The organism is Mucilaginibacter sp. (genome assembly GCF_025359345.1).
Lineage (GTDB): Bacteria > Bacteroidota > Bacteroidia > Sphingobacteriales > Sphingobacteriaceae > Mucilaginibacter.
Map to the genome: position 1 here is coordinate 303,910 of NZ_JANYGQ010000033.1, position 24,314 is coordinate 328,223.

Sequence of the window (24,314 nt, forward strand, 5' to 3'; positions counted from 1 at the left end):
GACTATCGACTAAATTCAAACTTCCTCCATCTCGCTATTCGGGCTGGCCACTTCGGGCACTTCGCGCTTAAAGTAGCGTTTCTGAAATATCAGTATGGCAATTACGCCCACTGAGATAGATGCATCGGCAAGGTTAAATATCGGCTCAAAAAACTCGAAGTGCTGATTACCCCATACCGGAACCCAGGATGGATAGGTGCCTTTAAATAACGGGAAGTAAAACATATCAACTACCCGGCCTTCAAATATATGACCGTTTTGGTATAGCAGGCCATAAAAGGTGGAGTCGATAATATTACCCAGTGCACCGGCAAATATCAGTGCAACGCACATGATGAGGCCGCGATGGTATTTATGCTTTATTAAGTGGACAAGGCCATAACCTATGCCGCAAACGGCAACTATGCGAAACAATGTGAGTGCAAGTTTGCCAACTTTGCCGCCCAGCTCCCAGCCAAAGGCCATGCCGTTGTTTTCGGTATAGCGCAGCATACCATGCTGGCCCATAAAGTGGATTTCGGAGTTAAAATCCATATGTGTGCGTACCCAGGTTTTTATCACCTGGTCAACCAACACAATAATAGCAGCTACAAGAAAAGGTTTTAAGTAAACCGCCTTCATTTATTGCTTTAATTTTGCTTCCATACTCAAAGTAGTATGAGGTACAGCACGTAAACGCTCTTTAGGGATAAGCTTACCGGTTTCGCGGCAAACGCCATAAGTTTTGTTTTCAATGCGTACCAGGGCAGCTTCCAATTGCTCTATAAACTTTTTCTGGCGTGCAGCCAGTTGGTTTATTTGTTCCTTCTCCAGCGTAGCCGACCCATCTTCCAGGGTTTTATAAGTACCGGCAGTATCGTCGGTTCCGTTTGCGTTAGGTGAACTCAAAGAGGTTGCAAGTGCATTCAGCTCTTCTTTTGCGCTGCGTAATTTATCAAGCAGAAGCGTCTTAAATTCCTGCAGGTCTGACTCAGAGTACCTTGTTTTTTCGTTTTCTTGTTTCATTTAAATTTTACTAATAGCTATCAAAATTTCATTTCCATCAATCTCCACGGGTTCACCCTCAGTTAGCTCATTATCAAGCACAATGGTGTCTGCCAGAATTTCGGCGCAAATATAGGATAAATTATTATTTATGGCTTCCCATAAAGTTTCGTCGCATTTGACTCTAACATTTATCTTATCCGTAACTTCAAATCCCTTCTCCTTACGCAGATTCTGTACCCGGTTTATGAACTCGCGGGAAAGTCCTTCCTGTTTCAGTTCGTCGGTTATGGTAACATCTAAAGCCACGGTTAGTTTGCCTAAATTTGCAACTTGCCATCCCGGAACATCTTCTGCTATAATTTCAACGTCGGTCAGGTTTATCAAATGCTGGGTCGGCAGCAATAAGTCGCCATTATCTTCCAGCTTTGCAATATCATCCTGGCTTAAATTGCCTATCGCTTCTGCCACAATCTTCATATCCTTGCCAACTTTTACGCCAAGCGCTTTAAAGTTTGGTTTTATCTTCTTTTTGATAAAGCCGGCGGTATCGGTTATGTATTCAATGCCTTTTATATTGGTTTCGGATAATATCAAATCCTTAACCTGTTCAATCTGGCCTTTAAATTTTTTGTCGAGTATCGGCAGTAAAATTTTGCTCAATGGCTGCCTTACGTTGATACCTACCTTTTTACGCAGCGACAACACCAGCGACGATATATCCTGCGCCATCTGCATGCGTTCTTCCAGTCCGGCGTTTACTAAATCTGCGTGATATTCGGGGAAGTAAGCCAGGTGGACAGATTCAAAAGCTTCTTTTTTGGTAATGCTGTTTAAATCGGTATACAAGCGCTCCGCAAAAAACGGCGCAATTGGCGACATCAATTTTGCAACGGTAGTTAAACAAGTGTACAGCGTTTGGTAGGCCGACAGCTTATCATCCGAATTATCCGAACGCCAGAAACGGCGGCGGCTTAACCGAACGTACCAGTTGCTTAAATGCGCATCCACAAAATCCTGTATGGCGCGGGCTGCTTTAGTTGGCTCAAAATCAGCGTAAAATGCGTCCACCTCCTTGCTCAGGGTATTCAGCAGGCTGATGATCCACTGGTCAATTTCGGGCCTGCCGGTTATTGCAATTTCTGCCTCGCTGTAAGTAAACTTATCGATGTTGGCATACATTACAAAGAATGTATACGTGTTGTACAGTGTGCCGAAAAACTTGCGCCTTACCTCGTCAATACCGTCAGCATTAAACTTCAGGTTGTCCCATGGTGCGGCATTGCTGATCATGTACCAGCGCGGTGCGTCGGCGCCAAATTTTTCTATGGTTTCAAACGGGTCGACGCCATTACCCAGGCGTTTTGACATTTTGTTGCCATTTTTATCCAGCACCAAACCGTTCGAGATTACGTTTTTAAACGCAACGCCGCCATTGCCAACTTCGGCATTGATGGCTTTTACCTCGTCGCTGGTTTCGCTCAGCATTACCGCAATGGCATGCAGGGTGAAAAACCAGCCGCGGGTTTGGTCAACACCTTCGGCGATGAAATCGGCCGGGTAGGCATTCTTAAACGCTTCTTTATTTTCGAAAGGGAAATGCCATTGCGCATACGGCATGGCGCCGCTGTCGAACCAAACGTCAATCAGGTCGGGCTCACGGTACATTGGTGTGCCGGTTGATGAAACTAATATTACATCATCCACATATGGCCTGTGCAAATCGTCCAGCTTAAAGCTTTCGGGCATTAAACCAGCCTTTATCGATTTTTCAATCTCGTTATTTAAATCGGCAATCGAACCGATACACAATTCCTCGCCGCCGTTTTCCTCGCGCCAGATAGGCAGCGGAGTGCCCCAATACCGTGAGCGCGACAAGTTCCAATCCACCAAATTTTCCAGCCAGTTGCCAAAGCGGCCTGTACCGGTTGATTCAGGTTTCCAGTTGATGGTTTTGTTGAGCGCCACCATTTTGTCCTTAACGGCAGTGGTGCGGATAAACCAGCTATCCAGCGGGTAGTATAAAATCGGCTCGTCGCTGCGCCACGAGTGCGGGTAGCTGTGCTCGTATTTTTTTACGTCGAATGCCTTGTTTTCGGTTTTCAGCTTTATCGATATCAATACATCGGTAGCCTTAAACCCTTCAGCTTCGCGTTCTTCTTTGCTGTAATATTCTTCTTTAACATAACGACCGGCGAAATCGGTAACCTCATCCACAAAACGGCCCTGCTTGTTTACCAGCGGTACATCTTTGCCAAACTCGTCCTTCACCATTACCGATGGCACGTTGTTTTCCTTACAGGCCCGGAAGTCGTCCGAACCAAAAACAGAGGCCGTGTGCACGATGCCGGTACCGTCTTCGGTAGTTACAAAGTCGGCAGGGATAACGCGGAAGGCGTTTTTCTCTAAGTCCTCATTGATAACGTAAGGCATCAACTGGTAATAATGCAGGCCTAAAAACTCGGAGCCTTTATAAGTGCCTTTTACTTCCCAGGGGATAATTTTATCGCCACCTTTATAATCGGCAAACGAAGCGTTTTCGCCTTCGGCCTTAAAGTGCTTGCCCACCAAATCCTTAGCCAGTACTACCGTTACCGGTAAAAAAGTATAGGGATTGAAGGTGCTTATTTTTACGTAGTCTATTTTTTCGCCAACGGCAAGTGCACAGTTTGCCGGGAGTGTCCACGGGGTGGTCGTCCAGGCTAATATGAAAAGGTCGCTGGTGATGTTTTCAAACAAAAACTCCGAATCCTTATCCCTTTTAACCTTAAACTGTGCGGTGATGGAGGTATCCTTCACCATTTTATAGGTTCCCGGCTGGTTAAGCTCGTGCGAGCTTAGGCCGGTGCCCGATTTTGGCGAATACGGCTGAACGGTATAACCTTTGTATAATAAGCCCTTGGTATGAAACTCTTTCAGTATCCACCAAAGCGACTCGATGTATTCATTTTTGTAGGTGATGTAGGGGTTCTCCAGGTCTACCCAGTAGCCCATTTTTTCGGTAAGGTCGTTCCAGATGTCGGTATAGCGCATCACCTCCTTGCGGCAGGCGTCGTTATAATCCTTTACCGAAATCTTTTTGCCAATATCATCCTTGGTGATGCCCAATGCCTTTTCAACAGCCAGCTCAATAGGCAGGCCGTGGGTGTCCCAGCCGCCTTTGCGCTTTACCTGGTAGCCCTTAATGGTTTTGTAACGGCAAAAAATATCCTTTATGGCACGCGCCATTACGTGGTGAATGCCGGGCATGCCATTTGCAGACGGCGGCCCCTCGTAAAAAGTATAAGGGTTTGTGGCCGGGCGACTGCTGATGCTTTTTTCAAAGATGTCGTTCTGTTTCCAGAACTCCAGTACATCCTTGCCTGTCTGCGATAAGTTTAACTGCTTATATTCCTTGTACATCAGTAAATTCCACCTCAATTTTTAGAGGTTGCAAAAATAGGGAATTTTGTGGAAAATAGTATGATAATAAGCATTATTTGGCGGTTTGGATGTTGAAATGACGTAAAGATTGGTTTGGTGTGTACAGGTACTCAATACAAGAAATGGCTACCGGGTGTCATGCCGAGGCACAAGCCTGTCCTGAGTTTATCGAAGGGAAGCATGAGCGCAGTGGCCTTTACGCCTTACTAAGCACGCGCACAATGACGTCCGGGTAGCTTTGAATTTTTATTCCTTCTTAGAACTTAATGTTCACCCGCTCAATTGCCGCGGTGGCTGTTACTTTTTTCTTGATAAAAAAGTAACCAAAAAATCAAGTCAGCAGAAATGCTTCTTTGCGCACTAGGCCTCTCACGCACAAAGCCGAAAAAACTGCGGGCTGGAATCTTTTTGCCGGATGACCCGTTCTGGCGCAGACCCTGTAATGCAAAAATTTCCTATGCCCTGCCCGGCGCTTTAGGCCTGCAGTTTTTTCGGCTTTTGCCCGAAGCTTCTCTGCTGACGGAAACCCACAAAGGTATGGATAAGTAGGTGAGGTTTGTTATTGGTAATCAGTAGCTTACGATTATATCGTTACAAGGCATATCCCTTCGAGTACCTCAGGGTGACATGCCGACGCACGTTCGATAAATGTGCTTATCAACTATCAAAAAATATTCTTACCTTCAAAAACCTGAAAATCAATTTATAAAACTTAAACTTTAACACATTATGGGAGGTCTTGGCGCACCTGAAATTATTTTAATCTTAATTGTATTTGGAGGTTGGTTTGGCTTTGCTGCGTGGGGATACTATGCAGGGGCGAAACGCACTATTGGTTCAGCGGGCGGTTTATTATTAGGCTTGTTCCTGGGTATTATAGGTATACTGATAGTATACTGCACCCGCAAGATAGAGGACCAGCAGTTTTACGGTTTTCCACCCCAGTCTGCTGCGGATGAACTGCAGAAATATAAGCAGCTATTGGATAGCGGAGCGATAACGGAAGCGGAGTATAATTATAAGAAAGCGCAGATATTGGGGAGGTGAATTTTTGGTCGACTGACTTTAAGATTACACTTTATCAACGTCGGTTTGTGACGATTAACAGGCATCTTTTATAAAACTCTGTCAAGATTACCTTAACGCGGGCTTACTTGAACGAACGCATAGTTGCTTTTAGGTATCATTATTAAAAAAAAATATAAATGAATGAGAAAACTGAAAATTTCATAGAATTTGTTGAAAAAGCGAAAGATGAATATTTAGTCACACGCAAGATTGCCATCGACGCAAAATCTGACGAGAAACTTCTTGACTTTTATGACGAAATTAATTATTTTTTGAAATGTCTAATTGATACAGTGGCTAAAGAAGACTATAAGATAAATTATTTAAATCAATTCAGAGAGGATATCCAACTATCATTTAATTATCTGCCTTACAGAGGTCAGCCATCTAATGATTTTGTCTTTGGGAATGAGAGACACATTGTTCAAGAATTATATAACCATAAGCGTGAGCTTGAGGAAATTTTTAAAGCCCTTAACTTTAAATTGGAGTTTTTTAAAAAGTTGAATTTTTTTAACAATAATGTGGTCGTGGTAGGAGCTAATGGTAGTGGCAAAACTTCAATTTCTAATAAGTTTAAGGAGTTTATGGCCGATAATGGAGTTGTAATATCAGCTCAAAGAATCTTACTGGTTCCGACATTCAACTCTGTCAATAATTATTCTAATACATTAAATGATTTAAAGGCTGTTCAGGTTCGAGATAAATCAAATAAAAATCACGAGAATATTGCAGCTCTACAAACCGAGTTTGAAATTCTCTTAAAAAATTTAATCTCAGAAAATAATCTTCTAAGCAATAATTATAGAATAGAGGCACAAGAATTGGCGCTAAAAGGAGAGCAAATACCGCCGCCTTCAAAGTCTAACCTTGACAAAACTATCGATATATGGAATTCTTTAATTTCACATAGGAAAATTGAATGTAAAGATGGCATGAATATCATGGTAGCTTTGGATAACGGTAGCCGTTATCCTTCTGTACAAATGAGCGATGGGGAAAAGGTAATGCTATTTTTAATAGCACAGGTTCTTCAGGCTCCTAGAGATGGGTTTGTTATAGTCGATGAGCCGGAAATGTACCTGCACAAAACAATTCTTAATAAATTATGGGATAGTCTTGAAAATCAGCGAGGAGATTGCATTTTTATTTATTTAACTCATGATTTAGATTTTGCAACAAGTCGCATAACAGCAAAAAAGATATGGATAAAATCGTATTTCTTTCCAGATAAGTGGGACATGGAGGTAATTCCTGAAAATGAACTTCCCGAGTCGTTATTAATGGAATTACTAGGAAGCCGTAAAAATGTGCTTTTTTGTGAAGGCGAAAAAGGTAAAATCGATGAGAAAGTTTATAATATTTTATTTCCTAACTATACGATAACTCCTGTGGGAGGCTGCTTTGAAGTAATTAGCCATACAAAAGCATTTAACAAAATACCCAATACCAATATCAAAGCAATTGGATTAATAGATTCTGACCATCATCCAACGGAAAGACTCTCCAAGCTAAGATTAAATTCCGTGTACCATTTCAGCGTTGCAGAAGTAGAAAATCTTTTGCTTGATGAAGATTTCTTGAAAAAACTTGCATCGAATCTTATGGTGAATTCAGAGGCAATTGATAGTATAAAAAAAGATATTTTGAAAGATTTGAATGCGAAAAAGGAAATTCAGGCGGCAAATTTTGTTTCTAGTCGCATGGACTATTACTTTAAGGATTCAAATGTTATAAAAGGAAATTCTCTCGAAAACTTAGAAGCTAATTTTTCAAAATTCACGGGTGAAATGAAAATAAAAGAGTCCTATGAAAAGAGGGTTGAGGAATTGAGCAATATCGTCAAATCAAATAATTACAAAATGGCTATATGTGTCTATAATAATAAAAGCATAAATATATATGTTGAAAGACATTTTAAAATTACAGATTTTACTGACAGGGCTATAAAGTTGCTTCAATTCGACGGCACTACTCATAGACTACTTTTAAAATATTTTCCTTCCGAATTAACAGCATAAACTTTCTTCTAATCTACATGATGTACAAAAAGCAGCAAACAATCATGCGGCATCCCATGCTACCACATGGAATCTTTTCATCCGCTGTCGCCCCGATTTATCAGGGTGGCCCGCGTTTAAGTAGCCAAATTTGCTAATAAGTGGCCTACGTTGTTCATTTATTCATCAACTAAATTGTCAATAAAATCTTTAAAGGATCTAGATACCAGCGTAACACAATTTTCAATTACTTCATCATCATAATGATGCATGTCGCAAAAAAACACTTCATTGTAAGAGCCTGGCAATGTTGAAACGCAGAACAAATCGCCGCCATCATCTGCTGCAAAGGGTAAAAACCCCACCGGTAGTATCTGCTCCGTAATCAATAAATCATCATATGCATCCTCTAATTGGCTAAAACCTTTGTATTTGATGGAAAAAAAATGATTTATTCTTGTTTTAGCACCGTCGTCCCATAGGAAGAACCGCTTAACAGGACATCCACCATTATACTCCATATAGTGCTCCTTAAAATCGTTGGTAAACGAAATACCCAATTGGTTTTCAACTTCCTTTAATTCGGTCTCCGTTGATTCCTTACTTACTTCTAAGAATTTCATGGTATTTTAGTTGTTGCGTAACCGGTATAGTGTGCAAGCATGCGGCATCCTGCAAAATACAAAAAACGTCGGTTATTAGTGATGACATCCACAGCGGCAGAATATTAGCACTCCGCAAACAAAACACCCTATTTTTGCTTATACAGGCGAGTTATCACCCCTTTCTGCCGAAATAATGCTGATGAACCAGGGACAGTCCTCAATAAACAATGGAAAAACCAGGAAAACCAAAAAGGAAGCGGATAGTACCTGCGCCTTTGAATGATGGTATGAACACCCCGGTGCCGGATCAAACTGAAAAGCACATCCCTTCGGCAAGCGAGGCGGCGTTAATAAAACAGGCAGAAAACCCATTGGGTGACCCGCATAAAGTGTAATTTCGGCCGATGGAAGTTAAAAGGAAAGTCCCCATGCCGGATACGAGGAGCATTGATATTAGTGATGACTATGCGGTAGGCTACTGGATGCAGGAACTGAATACTACGAAAGTTAAATTACTGGCGGCCGTTGCCGAGGTGGGAGACTCGTTTGAGGCAGTGAAAAAACAGTTGAAGAAACCGTAAATTGTGTTAAGTCGGGAGTCTTTAGTCGGAAGTCAATAGTCGAATTCTTGTCTTTTCTGACTTAAAATTCAAGACTTTCGACTTGAGGTTACCGTCTATTTATGATTGGCAATACACAGGTTGTAGTTGCCCGTTTATGGTTTTCAAATCTGTTTATAATATACCCCCTGCTGCCACGAGTGACTTTCTGCTATCTAAAAGCTTTAGTTCCTTACTTACCTCTAAGAATTTCATGGTGTTTTAGTTTTTGCGTCATCTGCATGGTGTGCAAAAAGTTGCAGACAATTATGCGGTATTCTGCGAAATAGAAAAATCAACAACGGCAGGAACACAAACATCGTTAACGCCGCTTCGAGAGGACTCACCCGGTCGACGCTTCGCTGGACCACCCTCTCTTTTGCAAGCAAAAAGAGGGAAGGGGAATTTTTTTATTTTTTTCTCGTCCCTCTTTACCGCCCCATGCTGCGGCAAGCGATTTTTTCTTCTTACGATGCCGCAAGAATCCAGGCTTGTGGCCAGCGTATAGGTCGACCGCGTTGCAGCGAAGAGTAATATTACGGACAGCGGATTAGCGCCTGTTAAAATTACCTTGCATAAAATAGGAGCTGATCCAGTAGCCATTTATTTTAAATGCGTCACGCAATAACCTTTCCATAAGGCGCGCGTCGCCAAATGCCGGGTCTTCCCGCCTGGCGTTCGTCACAAAACCTTCATCGTATCTTGTATAATCTGTCACCCCGGTGAGCGAGGTTCGCTTGTATGCGAATCCTGAAGTTTGATTCCAGTCGCTCATTTTAAACCCTAACAGGTCGGTATAATACTTTTCCTTTATAGTATTGATGTCCGTGTTTTCAAGTGCTTTTTTAGTAAAGGGATTTTCTTTCAGGTAAAAAAGAATATGTTCAGATGGCGCTATTTTTTCAGCAAAATCTTTTAGCAACGCATTATCCTTGCTGTCCAAAGCGGCTACCAGCGCCCATTTCAGCTCATCAAAAGTTTTATAGCCGTTATGCGGAAGCATTGCAACTTCGGGGGTGATAAATCTTCCTTTATCATCAATTACCCGCATCTTTCCTTTGTAAAAGGTAAGTGCCTGGTACTTTCGCTCACTTGAGTAGGCCGATTCGCGAACTGTTTCAAAGTTGGCCACTTCATCAAACGGCCCTTTACTGATAACCTCGTTTTTTGCATTAATAACCTGGTAATAGTTACCAACTTTAGCTTTAAACAAGCCGCTGCCTGAAATGCGCTGAAGACCTGTATACTGACACGGGATCACCGTTTGGTTGTCAAAATTTACAGTACCGTATTTATTGCCTTTGGCTACCACAACCGAATAGGCCGGATCTGACCGCTGACCATCACCAGGATACATCAGGTCGATACTGACAGCGTCATACTGTAATGGAATTACCTGCCTGTTCCCGTCGTCTATTAAGCCGTATTTTTTCCCGTTCCTTACGCTAAAATAAATATGCTTTCCGCCATCCAATCGCTGTATAATGTCGTCATACATCATTGGAATATCAAGCACCCCGGTAACCTCGTTTAACATGCCAAGCTTTCCGTTTTTGCCTTTAACAAATAGTAAATACTTACGGGATGAACTAAACGGATTTAATAAACCATCCTGGTTGAGCACATAGCCATAACCGCTTACATTTTCTTTGAGAAGAATTTGCCTGGTGCTCTTATTCAAAAAGTTATAGGATTTATCCTCCTTTTTCAGCACAATGATATTGCTATTTTTTGTGTCACTGTCGATAATCCACAGGTATTCTGCCGGAATAATGACTTTGCCCGTTTTGTCATAGAGCCCGAATTTTTTTTGGGGTGTTACCACTTTAAAAAGCCCTTTTTCCTCACCAATCCATTCAAAAATTACCGGAATGATGATTTCTCCTTTCAAGTTGACAATCCCTGCTTTTCCGTCAACTCTTACTTTGATAAAGTCGGTCAATCCATTTTCATAAAATGTGTCCACATCGTCGTAAATGGCCGGCACTAATACCACGCCGTTTTTACTTACAATACCCTTCTTTTTGTTTTTTTTCACCCCAAAGCCAAAATTGTATTGCATGATGAATTCGGGATCGTATTCAAACGGAACGAGCTGCTTTCCCTGGAGATCAAACACACCCCCTTTTTGGTTTTTGTTGGCCATCACATACCCCAGGCCATCTGCATAAACTCTGTCAAACTCTATCCCGGTTTTTTGCTTACTGTTTATAAAATATATCCCAAACAAATTGCCTTTTTTTACCGTAAAGTACCTGTACATCTCCTGGTTGAATACGGCGTCGTTCTCCGGAGGATAAATAATGGCGCCATCACTATCCGCGAGCCCGTACTTATTGCCGTTTTGCACAGTAAGCACTGTAACTGTTTTGAAATTATTGGATTTATCGATCTGCGAATATCTTTTAACAAGCGGCTTTGTCCGCGCGTTAAGCCGTGAGCTAACGGTGTTGACCTGCGCACCTGAAACAAACACGCTGTCGTAATTTAAGGGCACAACCAACTGTTTTTTTACAGCGCCAAATTTGCCGTTGGCTTTTATGACTACTAAATTTGCGTAAATTACAGCAGACGATATTTGAGGCGCAAACGCTTTTTCCTGCTCGTTGAAAATCATTTGTACGTGCCCGTCCGCAGATTGTACAAATGAAACGAAATTGGTCACGGCCAGTATTTTGTCGTATTTTATCGAAAGGATCTTATCGCCGGCAGTCGAAACAGTTCCATATTTGTTCTTTTTCTTGACGATATAAGCTGTTTCATTGGCCGTTCCTACGCTATCATACCCGATGGTCCCTAATACCTGGCCCTTTTTGTCTGCGATGCCATAAAGCTTATCTTTCTGGATGATAAAGCCGTTTGAACTAAAGTTAAGTTTATCGTAAATAGCCGCCTGCTTTACGCCTTCCGGGTTTACAAAGCCATATTTGCCGTCCTTTTGATAATATCCTGCACCTTTGGAACCTGATGACTCCGGAACGGGGATACTTATATCGCCTATATCACCGCGGATTTCCCTGGTTGGGGGAACTTGCGCTTTTACAATAGCAGAAAGAAAGAAAAGCGGGATTATCAGAAAATATTTCATACTGGTTAGCGCGTATATTTTAACGGCGCTAAAATATCTAATTTAAACTGTATTCTACAGGCGGACGAAAGTTGCATTGCATGCGGATCTGTTTGGTTTTGGCATTTGATGTCCATGTTGGTTTGGTTAAGCAACGTGCGATAACCCGCATGGTGTGCAAAAAGTCGCGGACAATGATGCGGCATTCTGTAAAATACAAGCATCGTCGGTTGTTGGTGACGACAGCAACAACTGCGGAAACATTTATTTAGCTGTTTCGCAAAAATAAAACACCTGATAATCAGCATGTTTCACGGCGTTCCGGGTGTTCCGTGTGTAAAAATGGAACGCTTTGCTTGCGTATAGTCGATGCCGGTATTTGGTCATTGATAGAAATTCGTACAAATATGGGCCGTGCCGATGGCACTTTCTTCGATGATTTGCCTGGGCACCCCGGATTAAAATCCGGGGCTACAACATGTGCCGTGCCTATGGTGTTACAAAGATCCAAATTGACGGCCAAAGCATATCACAAAGTGTAAACTTTTCCAGGATGGCACAAATACGGGACGCCTGGCCCTATATCATTCAGTTAAACAGGCAACACCGTTATACGTTCTGTAAATCCCGGCGGGTTTACAGATGTAAAGCCCTTTATTTTTATAATATTTTGGATATCAGCAAATTACCAATGTTCCGGGGTGTACTGTAAACCCTGCCTGTAAACCCTAAATCAAATCGCTGATTATCAGGGTGTTTCAAAAGTGAAAAATTGAACATGTTTGATAATCAGCACGTTCCGTTTTATTCCGGGTGTTCCGCGTGTAAAAATGGAACGCTTTACGTGCATGGAAAGTAAAATAGCTGATCACAATAATTGTATAAGTTTTTTCTAATTCATAAATTTCTGCAAACCCGCCGCAGAGTCCTCTGTCGAGCGACCCTGCGGGGACAGAAAATAAATCCCGGTCTTCTGGCGCGACCGCCCCCTCGCGATGTCTCTTTCTCCCCCGTTTTGAGCAAACTGCGTGCGCTACCTTTACGAAAAAAGAATTATGCGAAAAATTATCGTAACCGAATTCATCACGCTTGATGGTGTTGTAGAGGCGCCGGGTGGCGATGAAACCCCTCATCCTCATGGCGGTTGGCAAGCGGGCCATAAGGCACCGGGAACAGGGGATTACAAGATTAAAGAGCTTGCCAGCGTTGACGCCTTGTTGCTGGGTAAAAACACGTATGAACAGTTCGCCGGTTACTGGCCGGGCCAGGCCGGTAACGCTTTTGCCGACCCCATCAACCGGTACCCGAAAAATGTGGTGTCCCGGAGCCTTGAAAAAGCGGAGTGGAACAACAGCCATATTCTTCGCGACGTGGCCAAAGATGTCTCCGCCCTTAAGGAGACCGAGGGGGGCGATATCCTGGTTTATGGGAGTGCCACGCTGGTAAAGGCCCTGATCCACCACGACCTGGTCGACGAGTTGCGGCTGATGGTATATCCGCTTTCGGTCGGCGGCGGATTGAAGATCTTTGATGACAACCGGGAATTAAAGAAATTTGAGCTTAAACACTCTGTGATCACGAACGGCGTTCTTATCCTGGAATATGTGCCGGTGAGGTGATCAGCGTGGGCTGGTCAGTCGAAAAATCAACCCATGTAAACCCAGTTTTTATTAATTGAATCAAAAAAGCCCCGGTTTAAACGCCGGGGCCAAAAAAATCAATTAGTAACTCCCTACTGCTTCTGCGTCTGCACATTCCCAACCGGCAGGCCAAAGGTTGTAAACGGCAGTGAAAGACCGAAGAACCAGAACTGGCTGCTGGTTTTGGTATTGTATGCCCAGCCAGCACTCACAATATTATGGAACAGGGTAAACACGCCGCCATAGCTAACATCAGGCGTGCCATCCAGGTTAAAATCGGGGGTGGAAATATTAAAGCCAACGCCGGGATTAACTGTATTCCAAAACCTGTTGGTGCGGCTGCCAAATTTTACCACCAGGCTGCCGGAAGGGGCAAACTGGAACTTGTTTTTAAGTGTCACCTGGCTGCTGCTACCCAACGGACTGGCCAAAATAACGCCAATGTTCGATTCGGAATAGAAGGATATCTGCTGCATCTCAATGATCTGGTCGTCAAGCGTTAAGCCGGGCTGGTTTTTGGCGATATCATCCTTTGAGCGGGTTACCAGCTTTATTTCAATTTCGTCGCCATTTTGACGCTTGCCCGAGTATTTTAAATCGATATAACCTTTCGGCGGTATCTGGTTAATGTTTACATCGAAAACGCTGCCGGTTAGTTGCTGGGCGGCAGTGGCATTGCTCTGCATGGGCTGCAGCAGGTTTGCCACGGCATAATAAACACCCGATACCAGTTTAACATCGGCCTGCAGGATGGCGTTACAGGCCTTAAAATCGCTATAAAGTTTTTGGGCGTTTGCGCTGGCTGCAAAAGCGGTCGCCGATACCATGTTTTTAAGGCTGTCAACCTCGGCGGGTAAGCTGCCCGCGAGGGTTATAAATGCGTTGCCCAGCTGGCTGAACTGCTGAATCGGGTTTGTGCCCGCCGCATTTTTTTGTTTTTGAAACTGCTGAATAGCGGTATAAACGGCCGTAAGTTTAGCCTGCATGGCCGTTATAAAGGTATTGGCCTGGCTGGCGGCCTGGCCGGCAATAGCGGCTTCGTCATTTTTGGCTTCGGTAACCAGGTTGCTGTAGCAGGCGTACGAATTAAGCGAGTCGGGTATTAATTTGACTATGTCCTTAAAATTGCCGGCTATTGCCGAATTTAACGCACTGCTCAACTGTGATACCTGGTTGAAGGCGGCAACATCATCTGCCGAAAATGAGGTTACCCAGCGTGGCACTTCGTAAAACTCTCCGGCGCTGTAATTGTCAAAATTCTCTATATGGATCTTCTGGTTACTTGTGTTTTTGGTGTGGATATAGGCCTGCAACTGCACATGGTACGAGGCAACATCCTTTTCGTTTGATATATCCGTCGCCACCTGGTTCATTAAGGTGTCCAAGTGTTTTATCACATACGCCTGGGGCGATGCATACATTTTTTTATCGAAGGTGTTGTTCCTGATTTTTGCAATCGCATCCTGGAAGAGTGCGTTGACTTGCGCCCGCAGGGTAGGGTTTTGGGATACGGTGTTGTAGAACCGCATCATCAATTTTGAATAAGCGCTGAGCGAGTCGCGGTTGGCGGATATATTGGCGGTGGCCGGTTTTATTAAATTGAGGATCTGCTGCTCCGTTTTAAGCAAGGTGATCAGTTGGTTAAGGCTTGTCGTAAGTGCCGGGTTGCTTTTTTTAGCGGCCGGCAGCGCTGCAATAAGCCGGTTGCGGTCGATGCCAACCGTAAGGCGGCTGTTGATGTCGACAATAGGTTGCTTCGTGAAGTCGAGCCGGATAGCCGGGCTGTGCGAGGTTTCTATTGCCCAGATCAATGCCGCGGCCGATGTGTCGGCTTGCATAGTTGCGACTTTGGCAAAGGAGTCGCGTAGCGTGGTTTTTTGTGCCTGCATCGCGTTAACAACCAGCGCGGCGAACAGTGTCAATAAATATTTTTTCATAGTCCTGCTGCTGTATAGGCTTGTTCCATTCTTACGTCGTCAACAATTTCGCCCTGGCGTATCACGTCGCCAACGTTATTTTCGGGCGATAACGAGAAGGCCACCGCTGTTGCCAAATCCGGCACACCAAATTCTGCCTGGTAATTTGCCGGTAAACCGTTTTGGAACCAAACAACCTGGCGGTCTACAATAGGCGGCATTTGGGCAAGGTCATCGGCGGTTTGCGCGATGTTTTGATCATCAACTACAACTACCATTTTAATAATAGGCAGGTGCAAAGTAGGCTCAGGATTACCCGGCGGAACGGTGATAGTTTTGGTAAGTGGCATATTGACTAGGTTGAAAGGTTGATTTTATAAGTGCAGGGGACACAACTTCCTACTGCATTTCAACTGCAAATTACTGATTTTTAATATTTAGCTAAAATTTATTTGGTAAAAAGCAATATTGATAGATTAGGCATATTAATAGCGTGGCGTAATAAATTTGAACCCATGTACTCATTTGATCGATTTGGAGAAACCGACAAGCATCAAAAAAGAAGCGGGGTTTTATACAGAAAGAGCGGTATTTACTTGCGTAATCAAATCTTCAATCATCTCTGCGGATTTTATCATCCGTTCGTGCCCTGTGCCCTCAAAGTTTTTCGTCCGGATAAAAGGCCGCGTTGCCAAAAATTCTGCTAGAAAAGGATAAGGCGATATAATGTCGCCGTAGTCATAAGCCAGCCAGTGGTTAAGCTGTGCATCAAATAGATACCGGTCGTTCAAATTGTAGTACGCGGCCGGTTTTTTAAATAAATCTTTAAAGCTTTCTAAAAAAACGGACTGGGCAGGTAATGGCACTTCGGCCAGCGTCATGCTCGCTTCAAAATTCTCTTTTAACCGCACCAGCGGTGTAAGGCTAACCAGCAGTAATGGCCTGAAATTCAAATTATCCAGTGCCATTATATTCGCCATAGCACCCAGCGAATGTCCTATCATTACATCCGGTTTGCCATAGGTGTTAATAATGGCTTCAACAGCCAGCTTAAAAAGCAGCAGGTTTGATAAATCTCCGTCCGAACTTCCGTTTCCAGGCGCATCAAAGGCGATAACCTGCACATCATTTAACTCTTTTAACGGGTTTATCATATCGATAAAATCGGCAGCCTTTGAGCCCCAGCCATGAGTGATCAATATTTTATGCCTGCCGTTTCCCCATTTAAAACCGTTAAAAGTTAAGTCTCTTTTCGCAAAGTAATCGTCGCTCACGGTTAAGCTAAATTTCCCCGCGTCGCTTAGTAATTGCTCTTGTTGTAGCCTTGCCGGCATTTTAGGAGAGTAGCATATTAGTTGCCAAAGTAAATCGTTAAAACCGGTTGAGCTTTCCGTTGCACGGGCTTTGGTCTGTATGATGATTTGTTTAAGTTTTTTCATGGGGGGAAGGGTAAGACCAAACATACCGATTAAAGCACCAAACTTCGTGAGTTTCGCGAAAGTCCACAAAAAAGCCCCGGTTAACTACTCCGGGGCCAACTAAAGTAAACTATAAAACTGAACACAAAACGCCTGATTAATAAAGGTCATTGGTCAATTGTCAGTAGTCTTCGTTCTCTTTCACGGGTACCAATCACCCTTTGTATCTCGCTTCACAAGCCTTTCCAATTCCTAAATCGAAATTCCGACTGCGAAATTCCTCACGAGCATCCCATCGATGCACCGCAGTTCAAGCATTTATAACAAGTGCCCGAGCGTATGGTTGTATGGCCGCAGGTATTGCAGGCCGGGGCATCGCTTTGCACTCCCATGCTTAAATCTACACTATATTTTTTCAAATTCCCATTTTCTGTTGACAATTTATTAACAACAGGCGCTGCATAAACGTTGCTTTCGTCTGTATTAATGTCGCTATTGTCCATTTGCGGGTTGCCGGTGATGCCTTTTTGCTCGGTTATTACGTGTACAAGGTCGGTGCGGTCCTGGTATTCGTAGCCCAGCATCCTGAAAATGTAATCGATAATACTGGTAGCACTTTTAATATTGGCATGGCCAACCACCATACCTGCCGGCTCAAACCTGGTGAAGGTAAACTTCTCTACATACTCTTCCAGCGGTACGCCGTATTGCAAACCAACCGAAACTGCAATAGCAAAGCAGTTCATCAGTGAGCGGAAGGTGGCACCCTCTTTGTGCATGTCGACAAAGATTTCGCCCAAAGTGCCATCTTCATACTCACCGGTACGAACAAACACCGTTTGCCCGTCAATGCTTGCTTTTTGTGTATAGCCACGCCGCTTAAATGGCAGGCTCTTCTTCTGCACCACGCGCGACAGCTGGCGCATAAAGTTGGTGTCTTTTGATTTTTCCATTATCGCCATCGCGGCTTCGATCACCTGCTCGCTGGTCAGGTCACTTAGCTTAACGTTGGCAGCTTCGCCCAATACTTCTTCAACGGTATCCAGCTTTTCGGCAACTTCTTCTTTCTCCTCCTTAGTATCCGATTTGGTCGATAGCGGCTGCGATAGTTTACAACCGTCGCGGTACAAAGCATTAGCCTTCAGGCCCAGCTTCCATGACAGCTCGTAGCAATCTTTAATCTCGTCAACATTAGCCTCGTTAGGCAGGTTGATGGTTTTTGATATAGCGCCCGACAGGAACGGCTGTGCCGCCGCCATCATTTTGATATGGCCATGTGAGTGGATATAACGCTCGCCTTTTGCGCCGCATTTGTTGGCACAATCAAATATCGGATAGTGCTCTTGTTTTAAATACGGCGCCCCTTCGATGGTCATGGTGCCGCAAATGAACTCGTTGGCTTCGGCAATTTCCTTACGGCTAAAGCCCAGTCCGCGCAGCACATTAAAATCAGGAGCGTTGTATTGTTCAGCGGTAAAGCCAAGGCGTTTCAAACATTCCTCGCCCAAGCTCCATATATTGAATGCAAAGCTGATCTCGAATGCGGCAATTAGGCCCTTATCTAACTTTTCAAGCTCATCATCGGTTAAGCCTTTCGCCCTTAAAGTCTCGTTGTTTATATGCGGCACCCCATTTAATGCGGCCGCACCTTTGGCATAGTTTACTATAGCAGTAACTTCGTGTGGCGCATAACCTAAGTTGCTCAAAGCTTCGGGCACGGCCTGGTTAATTATCTTAAAGTAACCGCCGCCAGATAGTTTTTTAAATTTCACCAAAGCGAAATCAGGCTCGATGCCGGTGGTATCGCAGTCCATCACCAAACCAATGGTGCCTGTGGGGGCGATAACAGTGGTTTGTGCGTTGCGGTAGCCATATTGTCCGCCCATTTCAACGGCCTTATCCCAGGCGTTGCAGGCGGCAGATAATAGGTAATCCGGGCAATCAGCCTGCTCAATTCCCGGTGGCGCTATTTCCAGTCCCTCGTAATTTCCGGTGCTGTTATAGGCAGCATAGCGGTGGTTGCGCATTACGCGCAGCATGTGCTGTTTATTCTCTTCAAAACGTTTAAATGTACCCAACTCCCTTGCCATTTCGGCTGAGGTGGCGTACGCAGTGCCAGTCATGATCGCAGTGATTGCGCCGCCGATTGCACGGGCTTTATTACTATCGTACGGGATGCCGTTAACCATCAAGGCCGAACCAAGATTAGCATAGCCCAAACCTAAGGTGCGATAGTCGTATGATAATTGCGCCACTTCTTTTGATGGGAACTGTGCCATCAACACGGATATTTCCAATACTATTGTCCATATCCGGCAGGCATGTTCAAAGCCTTTTACATCAAACACGCGTGTTTTTGTGTCGAAGAAATGGGCAAGGTTAATGGATGCGAGGTTACAGGCTGTGTTATCCAAAAACATATATTCCGAGCACGGGTTCGAGGCATTGATGCGGCCGCCTTCGGGGCAGGTATGCCACTCGTTAATGGTGCTGTCAAACTGAACGCCGGGGTCGGCGCAGGCCCATGCAGCAAATGCAATATCATCCCATAATTTTTGTGATGCCACCGATTTTATCGCCTTGCCGGATATCCTGCTGGTTAAGTCCCATGGCTTTCCATCTTTTAAGGCTTTAAAAAAGCTATTTGGTATACGTACCGAGTTATTCGAATTTTGACCAGATACGGTGCGGTAAGCTTCGCCCTCATAATCGGACGAATAACCGGCAGCTATCAGCGCAGCCACTTTCTTTTCTTCTTCAACTTTCCAGTTTACAAAGCTTTCAATTTCGGGGTGGTCCAGATCCAGGCAAACCATTTTGGCCGCCCGGCGGGTTGTTCCGCCCGATTTGATGGCACCTGCAGCCCTGTCGCCTATTTTTAAAAACGACATCAATCCCGATGAGTAACCACCGCCGGCAAGTTTTTCGTTATCGCCCCGTATTTTCGAGAAGTTGGTACCAACGCCTGAACCATATTTAAATATCCTGGCCTCGCGTACCCATAAATCCATTATGCCGCCTTCGTTCACCAAGTCGTCATCAACAGAAAGTATAAAGCAGGCATGCGGCTGCGGGCGCTCGTAAGCCGATGTTGATTTGCTTAACTCATCAGTCGCCGGGTCCACAAAGTAATGTCCCTGTGGCTTTCCGGTAATGCCATATGAGTTGTGCAACCCCGTATTGAACCATTGCGGCGAGTTTGGCGCTGCCAGCTGCCCGGTAATGGTATAAACAATTTCGTCGTAAAATATATCGGCGTCTTTTGGTGTGGCAAAGTAATTATAACGTATGCCCCAGTCCTTCCAGCATTTTGCCATCCGGTTGGCAACCTGTTTAATGCTTTTTTCCGAACCTGTGGTGCCATCAGGCAGCGGAACGCCTGCTTTACGGAAGTATTTTTGAGCCAGTATGTCGGTTGCAACCTGGCTCCAGGTTACCGGCACTTCCACGTCGTTCATTTCAAATACAGCGTCGCCCGATGGATTGCGGATTACTGATGAGCGTTTTTCGAATTTAAATAAATCAAAAACGCTAACCCCTTCTTTAGTGAAGTACCTGTCAACTTTTAATCCTTTATTGTTGTCGGCTGATTTTTTCTTGTAAATATCGTCTCCCATATCGATGCGTGTGTAGTAAAACAGAACTGTCAGTTTAAAAAACTTTGGGGGTTTTGAGTAAATCTATTACTCATTATAAGGGAATCCAATGCAGAGTTTTCCACACCCTGTGCAGAAGGTGCCCCCTTGTGTCGCAGGGTTGATTAAATAATTAGATTACAATGATTTAACAGTGTTGAAAACGTTATTTTTTGGTGGGGTCGCTTACAGGTTCATTTAGCATGGATGGGATGGCGGGAAAAACATATTGTAGGTGCGTATCGCATACGCCATATGCGTTATTCAGCGGTTGATTGCGAGGGGGTATATGATGCGCGCTCTGAACAAAAACACGCCGGGTTGCACAAACCAATTAAATTGCAGAATTTAGTAAATCATTACATCAAGATAAATAAAACATGAAAAAACTATTGTTTATTGTAGCATTCATCACTATAGGCCTTGCCGCCCATGCGCAGATTCCGGGTACTACGCCCACTGTTAAGCAAACTGATACCGCCAAATTATATCACCCCAATGCTAATGCCAAGGCTGATATTGCCAATGCCGTGAAGCAGGCTGCTGCGCAGCACAAAAATGTGTTACTGCAAATTGGCGGTAACTGGTGCATCTGGTGCATACGTTTTAACGATTTGGTTGTTCACGATCCCGAGCTTGATAAATACGTACGCGCCAATTATGTAATCGTACACGTAAACTACAGCAAAGAAAACGAGAACGAAGCGTTGCTTGCCGAACTTGGCTATCCGCAGCGTTTTGGTTTCCCTGTCTTTATTGTGCTGGATGATAAAGGCACCCGCCTGCATACCCAAAACTCAGGCTACCTGGAAGAAGGGAAGGGCCACAGCAAAGAAAAAGTAATGGAGTTTTTTAAGAATTGGTCGCCCGAAGCGCTTGACCCAAAGAGTTACGAGAAGAAAACGAAATAAATTAGCTTTTAATACTAAGCCATTTGTTGCCATTTGCTGATGCAATTCTTTGCGTCTTATTACATTTCGTTTTCACGTAAGCATAGTAAGTCTCAATTTTTTACACTTTTATCGCCGTAATAAATACTAAATCTTAAATGGATCCCCACGTTTTTCACACTCCCAACGCCCCCCGTCCTAATGCATTTGTGCCCCAGGCAGTAATTGCCGGCAATTTTGTTTTTGTATCAGGCACCACAGGAGTTGATATAAATACCGGTAAACTTGCCGAGGGTGGTTACGAGGCACAAATTAACCAGGCATATAGAAATATTAAAACTATTTTGGAGGATGCAGGCGGCTCGATGGACAAAGTGGTGAAGATAACTGCGTTTATGGTTGCAGGGGCTGATCCGGACTTTTCCATCAGCAACAGGGCTTATGCCAGTTTTTTTCCCAATGTAACACCTGCCAGAAGTGCGCCGCAGGTGATGCCATTTCCGGGCGGCATCCTGGTTTCGATAGAGTGTATTGCCGTAATTTAGTCCAAGCCTTATTAATTACAGTTAGGCCCACCCAAGTATGAAAATCTATTGTTTGTCACTATTAGCAATTATCGGATTATTTTTATCAGGTCAAAAAGAACATGCTGTGCGATACCGCCTGCCACAAACGGATTCAATTCTTGCAAAGAAAAAGAGCAATAAGGAGGCTATTGACCAATATATTAGTAAGTATACTAAATCTGTAATAATACTTGTAAAAGTTCCGGGAAAGGAAAATTTAGTCCCTGTTAAAAATGAAAATTGGCCCGACGAGGTAGAATATACTTATAATATTTATAAAAACCCAGCAGGGAAAATAATCTTTATCGCACAAATTCCTTTTAGTGAAAGCGGCGATTGGGATATTGAATATAAACATTATTTTGACGAACAGGGCCTTACTTTTGCATTCAGTAAAGAGGAGTCGGTGTTTGACGAGAATGTTAAAGGCGGTGTTGTGAGGGAAATCCTTTTGAATTATTATGATGAGACTTTTAAGAATATTAGACAAATAAATAGGCTTACTGACAAAGACTATAAGGCAATCAAGAAACGTAAAAACGGTTACGATTTTCGCGAATACAAATATAGTATTTTTAAAAACTTAAGCAGTTGCCTCAACGGCTATTGGATTAGACACCTGAATTAGTCAATCCTAAATTTGCAAAGAACTTAATATCCGCAGCACCTTCAGAAAATAGTTATTGATACCGTTCGGCAACACCTTGGCCAACTGTAAGCCAGTTCCTAAAAGTATTAATTGTATGAAGTCATGTGCTAATAAACTCCCTCTTCAGGGGGCCGGGGGGATAGCCAATATCCTCAACTCCTTCGGAAAATAATTATTAATCCTGTTCGGCAATAGCTTAGCCCACCCCAAAGCCTGTCCTTCAAAATTCATCAAGCTCCAGCCTTTGTCGGTAATATTTATGTCGATGTTGTCCCGGCGCAGGTATTGGATGGCCTGGTTAAGGTTTAATTCAGTTTGCAACACCCTATCCTTATTAATATATAGGCTCAATGCCAACTCATGGTCGGGTATCAGATCATTGCCCATTAGTTTACCAATCCGGACGCCCGACTTCTTTATATATAGGTGTCGTTGCAAAGTGTCCAGGCTTTCTTTGTGCTCGCGGCTTATCGCCAGCCAGTCGTCGTTCACCTTATTATAATAAAAGGCGTCGGGCTCAATAATGTATTTCTTTATCAACTCAATTTCCTGTAGGGCCAGCTTCTGGTGCCCCCTGGTTTTAACCATTGGCATTTCATCAGTTTGTTCCTTCTTTTTTAAGCATGCTGCGAACAAGCCTTCACCCTCAACCCTGCCAGGATAGAAGCGGTAGCCCCAGGCCTTATGCTCCGGCGACTGCGTTTCAACAATTCCCCACTCCTTATATATAGGTATGCGGATGCTCTCCATGTTGTATTCCCTGCACAGCCAATCCACAATTTCCTCGTTCTCCTGGTGCGAGTAGGAGCAGGTACTATATATAAGGTGTCCTTCCTCCTTTAATGCAGGGTAAACATCGGCCAGTATACGCTCCTGCCGCTGGTGGCAAAGGTTCACGTTTGCGTCGCTCCATTCGTTCATGGCAGCAGGGTCTTTACGGAACATGCCCGAGCCCGAACATGGCGCATCAACCAGTATGGTATCAAAAAAACCGCTAAGCCGGGTAAAGTCGCGTGGGTCGTTATTGGTAACAATGGTGTTGGCGGTGCCCCAGCGGTTAAGGTTATCGCATAAAACAGGCACGCGCGTTTTTATTATTTCGTTTGATACCAGCAGGTCGGTGCTTTTTATGGCCGAGTTTAACAACGTGCTTTTACCGCCGGGGGCAGCACAAAGGTCAAGCACCTTTTGCGTCTCGTCATTATTTTGGTTGATGTGTTTATATATATGGTCGATAAACATGGATGACGCTTCCTGTACATAATAGCACCCGGCATGAAAAAGCGGGTCGAAAGTAAAGGACGGGCGCGCATCTAAATAGTACCCTTCGGCACACCATGGCACTTGCAGGCCGGTTTTTACTGCCGATTTTTTAAAAGGATTGAGGCGGATAGATGTTGGCGCTGCAATATTTTCGTGGGTATCCACGAAGTTTTCGCGCTCAAAACCCGGTTCGTTATTTAAAGAAGCAAGAAAATTTTCAGGAAAAATATATTCACTCATAGCTGTTTCAAAGATACAAATTAGCCAATAGCCATTGTTATAGCCTCAGTGTTAAAAATAGATGGATGAAATAGGTGGTAGTTTACAAGCAGTTACAACAATTGTTTTAACTAATGCAAAATTCTTTTTGCAGGATGCCAAAATCTGTGTACATTTGTGACCGCTTTGGAAAAAGGCGTTGTTTTTTGAATGATTTGCGAAGATTAAAATAAACTGAAAAACAAGTAAAATAATACTTGACAGGAAATGAAAAAAGTTGCATCTTTGCAGCCCGCAAACGAGGAAGAGAAAAGAGGAGAATAAAAGCGGGAAACGGACTTTAGAAAATAAAAAAAAATAAAGTTTGCGAAT

Annotated in this window: 18 protein-coding genes; 8 read left to right on the plus strand and 10 right to left on the minus strand. The window is 43.8% G+C overall.

Annotation, left to right across the window (positions count from 1 at the left end; genetic code table 11):
- Positions 1–15: 15 nt before the first annotated feature.
- From Q0R52_RS23815 to ileS, 3 genes are read right to left on the minus strand one after another with little or no spacing between them, the layout of a single operon-like run.
- Complete coding sequence (locus Q0R52_RS23815; RefSeq protein WP_295799560.1) at positions 16–621, minus strand: lipoprotein signal peptidase; 606 nt, start codon at positions 619–621, stop codon at positions 16–18.
- Entirely contained in the window at positions 622–1,005 is a 384-nt protein-coding gene (locus Q0R52_RS23820) for a TraR/DksA C4-type zinc finger protein (RefSeq protein WP_252791147.1), read from the minus strand.
- Positions 1,006–4,386 carry an isoleucine--tRNA ligase gene (ileS, locus tag Q0R52_RS23825; protein ID WP_295799616.1) on the minus strand — a complete coding sequence of 1,127 codons (3,381 nt, stop codon included), beginning with the start codon at positions 4,384–4,386 and terminating at the stop codon, positions 1,006–1,008.
- 750 nt (positions 4,387–5,136) lie between these two features.
- Between ileS and Q0R52_RS23830 the strand changes: the two genes are divergently transcribed.
- Positions 5,137–5,454: an SHOCT domain-containing protein gene (locus Q0R52_RS23830; RefSeq protein WP_295799565.1), complete on the plus strand. Its 318-nt coding sequence runs from the start codon at positions 5,137–5,139 to the stop codon at positions 5,452–5,454.
- 158 nt (positions 5,455–5,612) lie between these two features.
- Positions 5,613–7,496, plus strand: coding sequence for a DUF4435 domain-containing protein (locus Q0R52_RS23835; protein ID WP_295799567.1), 1,884 nt, complete (start codon positions 5,613–5,615; stop codon positions 7,494–7,496).
- 158 nt (positions 7,497–7,654) lie between these two features.
- Here Q0R52_RS23835 and Q0R52_RS23840 read toward each other — a convergent pair whose 3' ends face one another.
- The gene (locus Q0R52_RS23840) at positions 7,655–8,098 is read right to left on the minus strand and encodes an SMI1/KNR4 family protein (RefSeq protein ID WP_295799569.1); all 444 of its coding nucleotides are present in this window, start codon (positions 8,096–8,098) and stop codon (positions 7,655–7,657) included.
- A 209-nt stretch (positions 8,099–8,307) separates the two neighbouring features.
- Between Q0R52_RS23840 and Q0R52_RS23845 the strand changes: the two genes are divergently transcribed.
- Both Q0R52_RS23845 and Q0R52_RS23850 read left to right on the plus strand, forming a co-directional pair.
- The gene (locus tag Q0R52_RS23845; RefSeq protein WP_295799572.1) at positions 8,308–8,475 is read left to right on the plus strand and encodes a hypothetical protein; all 168 of its coding nucleotides are present in this window, start codon (positions 8,308–8,310) and stop codon (positions 8,473–8,475) included.
- A gap of 9 nt (positions 8,476–8,484) precedes the next feature.
- Positions 8,485–8,661: a DUF3606 domain-containing protein gene (locus tag Q0R52_RS23850; protein WP_295799575.1), complete on the plus strand. Its 177-nt coding sequence runs from the start codon at positions 8,485–8,487 to the stop codon at positions 8,659–8,661.
- Positions 8,662–9,229: 568 nt separating this feature from the next.
- On the opposite strand, the gene Q0R52_RS23855 is transcribed toward Q0R52_RS23850, so the two are convergent.
- Entirely contained in the window at positions 9,230–11,767 is a 2,538-nt protein-coding gene (locus tag Q0R52_RS23855) for a WG repeat-containing protein (RefSeq protein WP_295799578.1), read from the minus strand.
- Positions 11,768–12,801: 1,034 nt separating this feature from the next.
- Between Q0R52_RS23855 and Q0R52_RS23860 the strand changes: the two genes are divergently transcribed.
- On the plus strand, positions 12,802–13,365 hold the full coding sequence (locus Q0R52_RS23860; RefSeq protein ID WP_295799581.1) for a dihydrofolate reductase family protein: 564 nt from the start codon (positions 12,802–12,804) through the stop codon (positions 13,363–13,365).
- A 113-nt stretch (positions 13,366–13,478) separates the two neighbouring features.
- On the opposite strand, the gene Q0R52_RS23865 is transcribed toward Q0R52_RS23860, so the two are convergent.
- The 4 genes from Q0R52_RS23865 to Q0R52_RS23880 all read right to left on the minus strand — a co-directional run bounded on the left by Q0R52_RS23865 (position 13,479) and on the right by Q0R52_RS23880 (position 20,337).
- Entirely contained in the window at positions 13,479–15,323 is a 1,845-nt protein-coding gene (locus Q0R52_RS23865; RefSeq protein WP_295799583.1) for a hypothetical protein, read from the minus strand.
- The gene (locus Q0R52_RS23870) at positions 15,320–15,652 is read right to left on the minus strand and encodes a hypothetical protein (RefSeq protein ID WP_295799586.1); all 333 of its coding nucleotides are present in this window, start codon (positions 15,650–15,652) and stop codon (positions 15,320–15,322) included. Before Q0R52_RS23870 ends, Q0R52_RS23865 begins: the two co-directional genes overlap by 4 nt.
- A gap of 222 nt (positions 15,653–15,874) precedes the next feature.
- Positions 15,875–16,741 (minus strand): alpha/beta hydrolase, encoded by an 867-nt coding sequence (locus Q0R52_RS23875; protein ID WP_295799589.1) that lies wholly within the window; start codon positions 16,739–16,741, stop codon positions 15,875–15,877.
- A 260-nt stretch (positions 16,742–17,001) separates the two neighbouring features.
- The gene (locus Q0R52_RS23880) at positions 17,002–20,337 is read right to left on the minus strand and encodes a vitamin B12-dependent ribonucleotide reductase (protein ID WP_295799592.1); all 3,336 of its coding nucleotides are present in this window, start codon (positions 20,335–20,337) and stop codon (positions 17,002–17,004) included.
- 398 nt (positions 20,338–20,735) lie between these two features.
- Here Q0R52_RS23880 and Q0R52_RS23885 point away from each other — a divergent pair, with 398 nt between their 5' ends.
- The 3 genes from Q0R52_RS23885 to Q0R52_RS23895 all read left to right on the plus strand — a co-directional run bounded on the left by Q0R52_RS23885 (position 20,736) and on the right by Q0R52_RS23895 (position 22,439).
- Positions 20,736–21,266, plus strand: coding sequence for a thioredoxin family protein (locus tag Q0R52_RS23885; RefSeq protein WP_252791175.1), 531 nt, complete (start codon positions 20,736–20,738; stop codon positions 21,264–21,266).
- Between the two features lie 137 nt (positions 21,267–21,403).
- Positions 21,404–21,790, plus strand: a complete 387-nt coding sequence (locus Q0R52_RS23890; protein WP_295799596.1) for a Rid family hydrolase — start codon at positions 21,404–21,406, stop codon at positions 21,788–21,790.
- Between the two features lie 52 nt (positions 21,791–21,842).
- On the plus strand, positions 21,843–22,439 hold the full coding sequence (locus Q0R52_RS23895; protein ID WP_295799599.1) for a hypothetical protein: 597 nt from the start codon (positions 21,843–21,845) through the stop codon (positions 22,437–22,439).
- A 144-nt stretch (positions 22,440–22,583) separates the two neighbouring features.
- Here Q0R52_RS23895 and Q0R52_RS23900 read toward each other — a convergent pair whose 3' ends face one another.
- Positions 22,584–23,963: an RNA methyltransferase gene (locus tag Q0R52_RS23900; protein WP_295799602.1), complete on the minus strand. Its 1,380-nt coding sequence runs from the start codon at positions 23,961–23,963 to the stop codon at positions 22,584–22,586.
- Between the last annotated feature and the right edge of the window lie 351 nt (positions 23,964–24,314).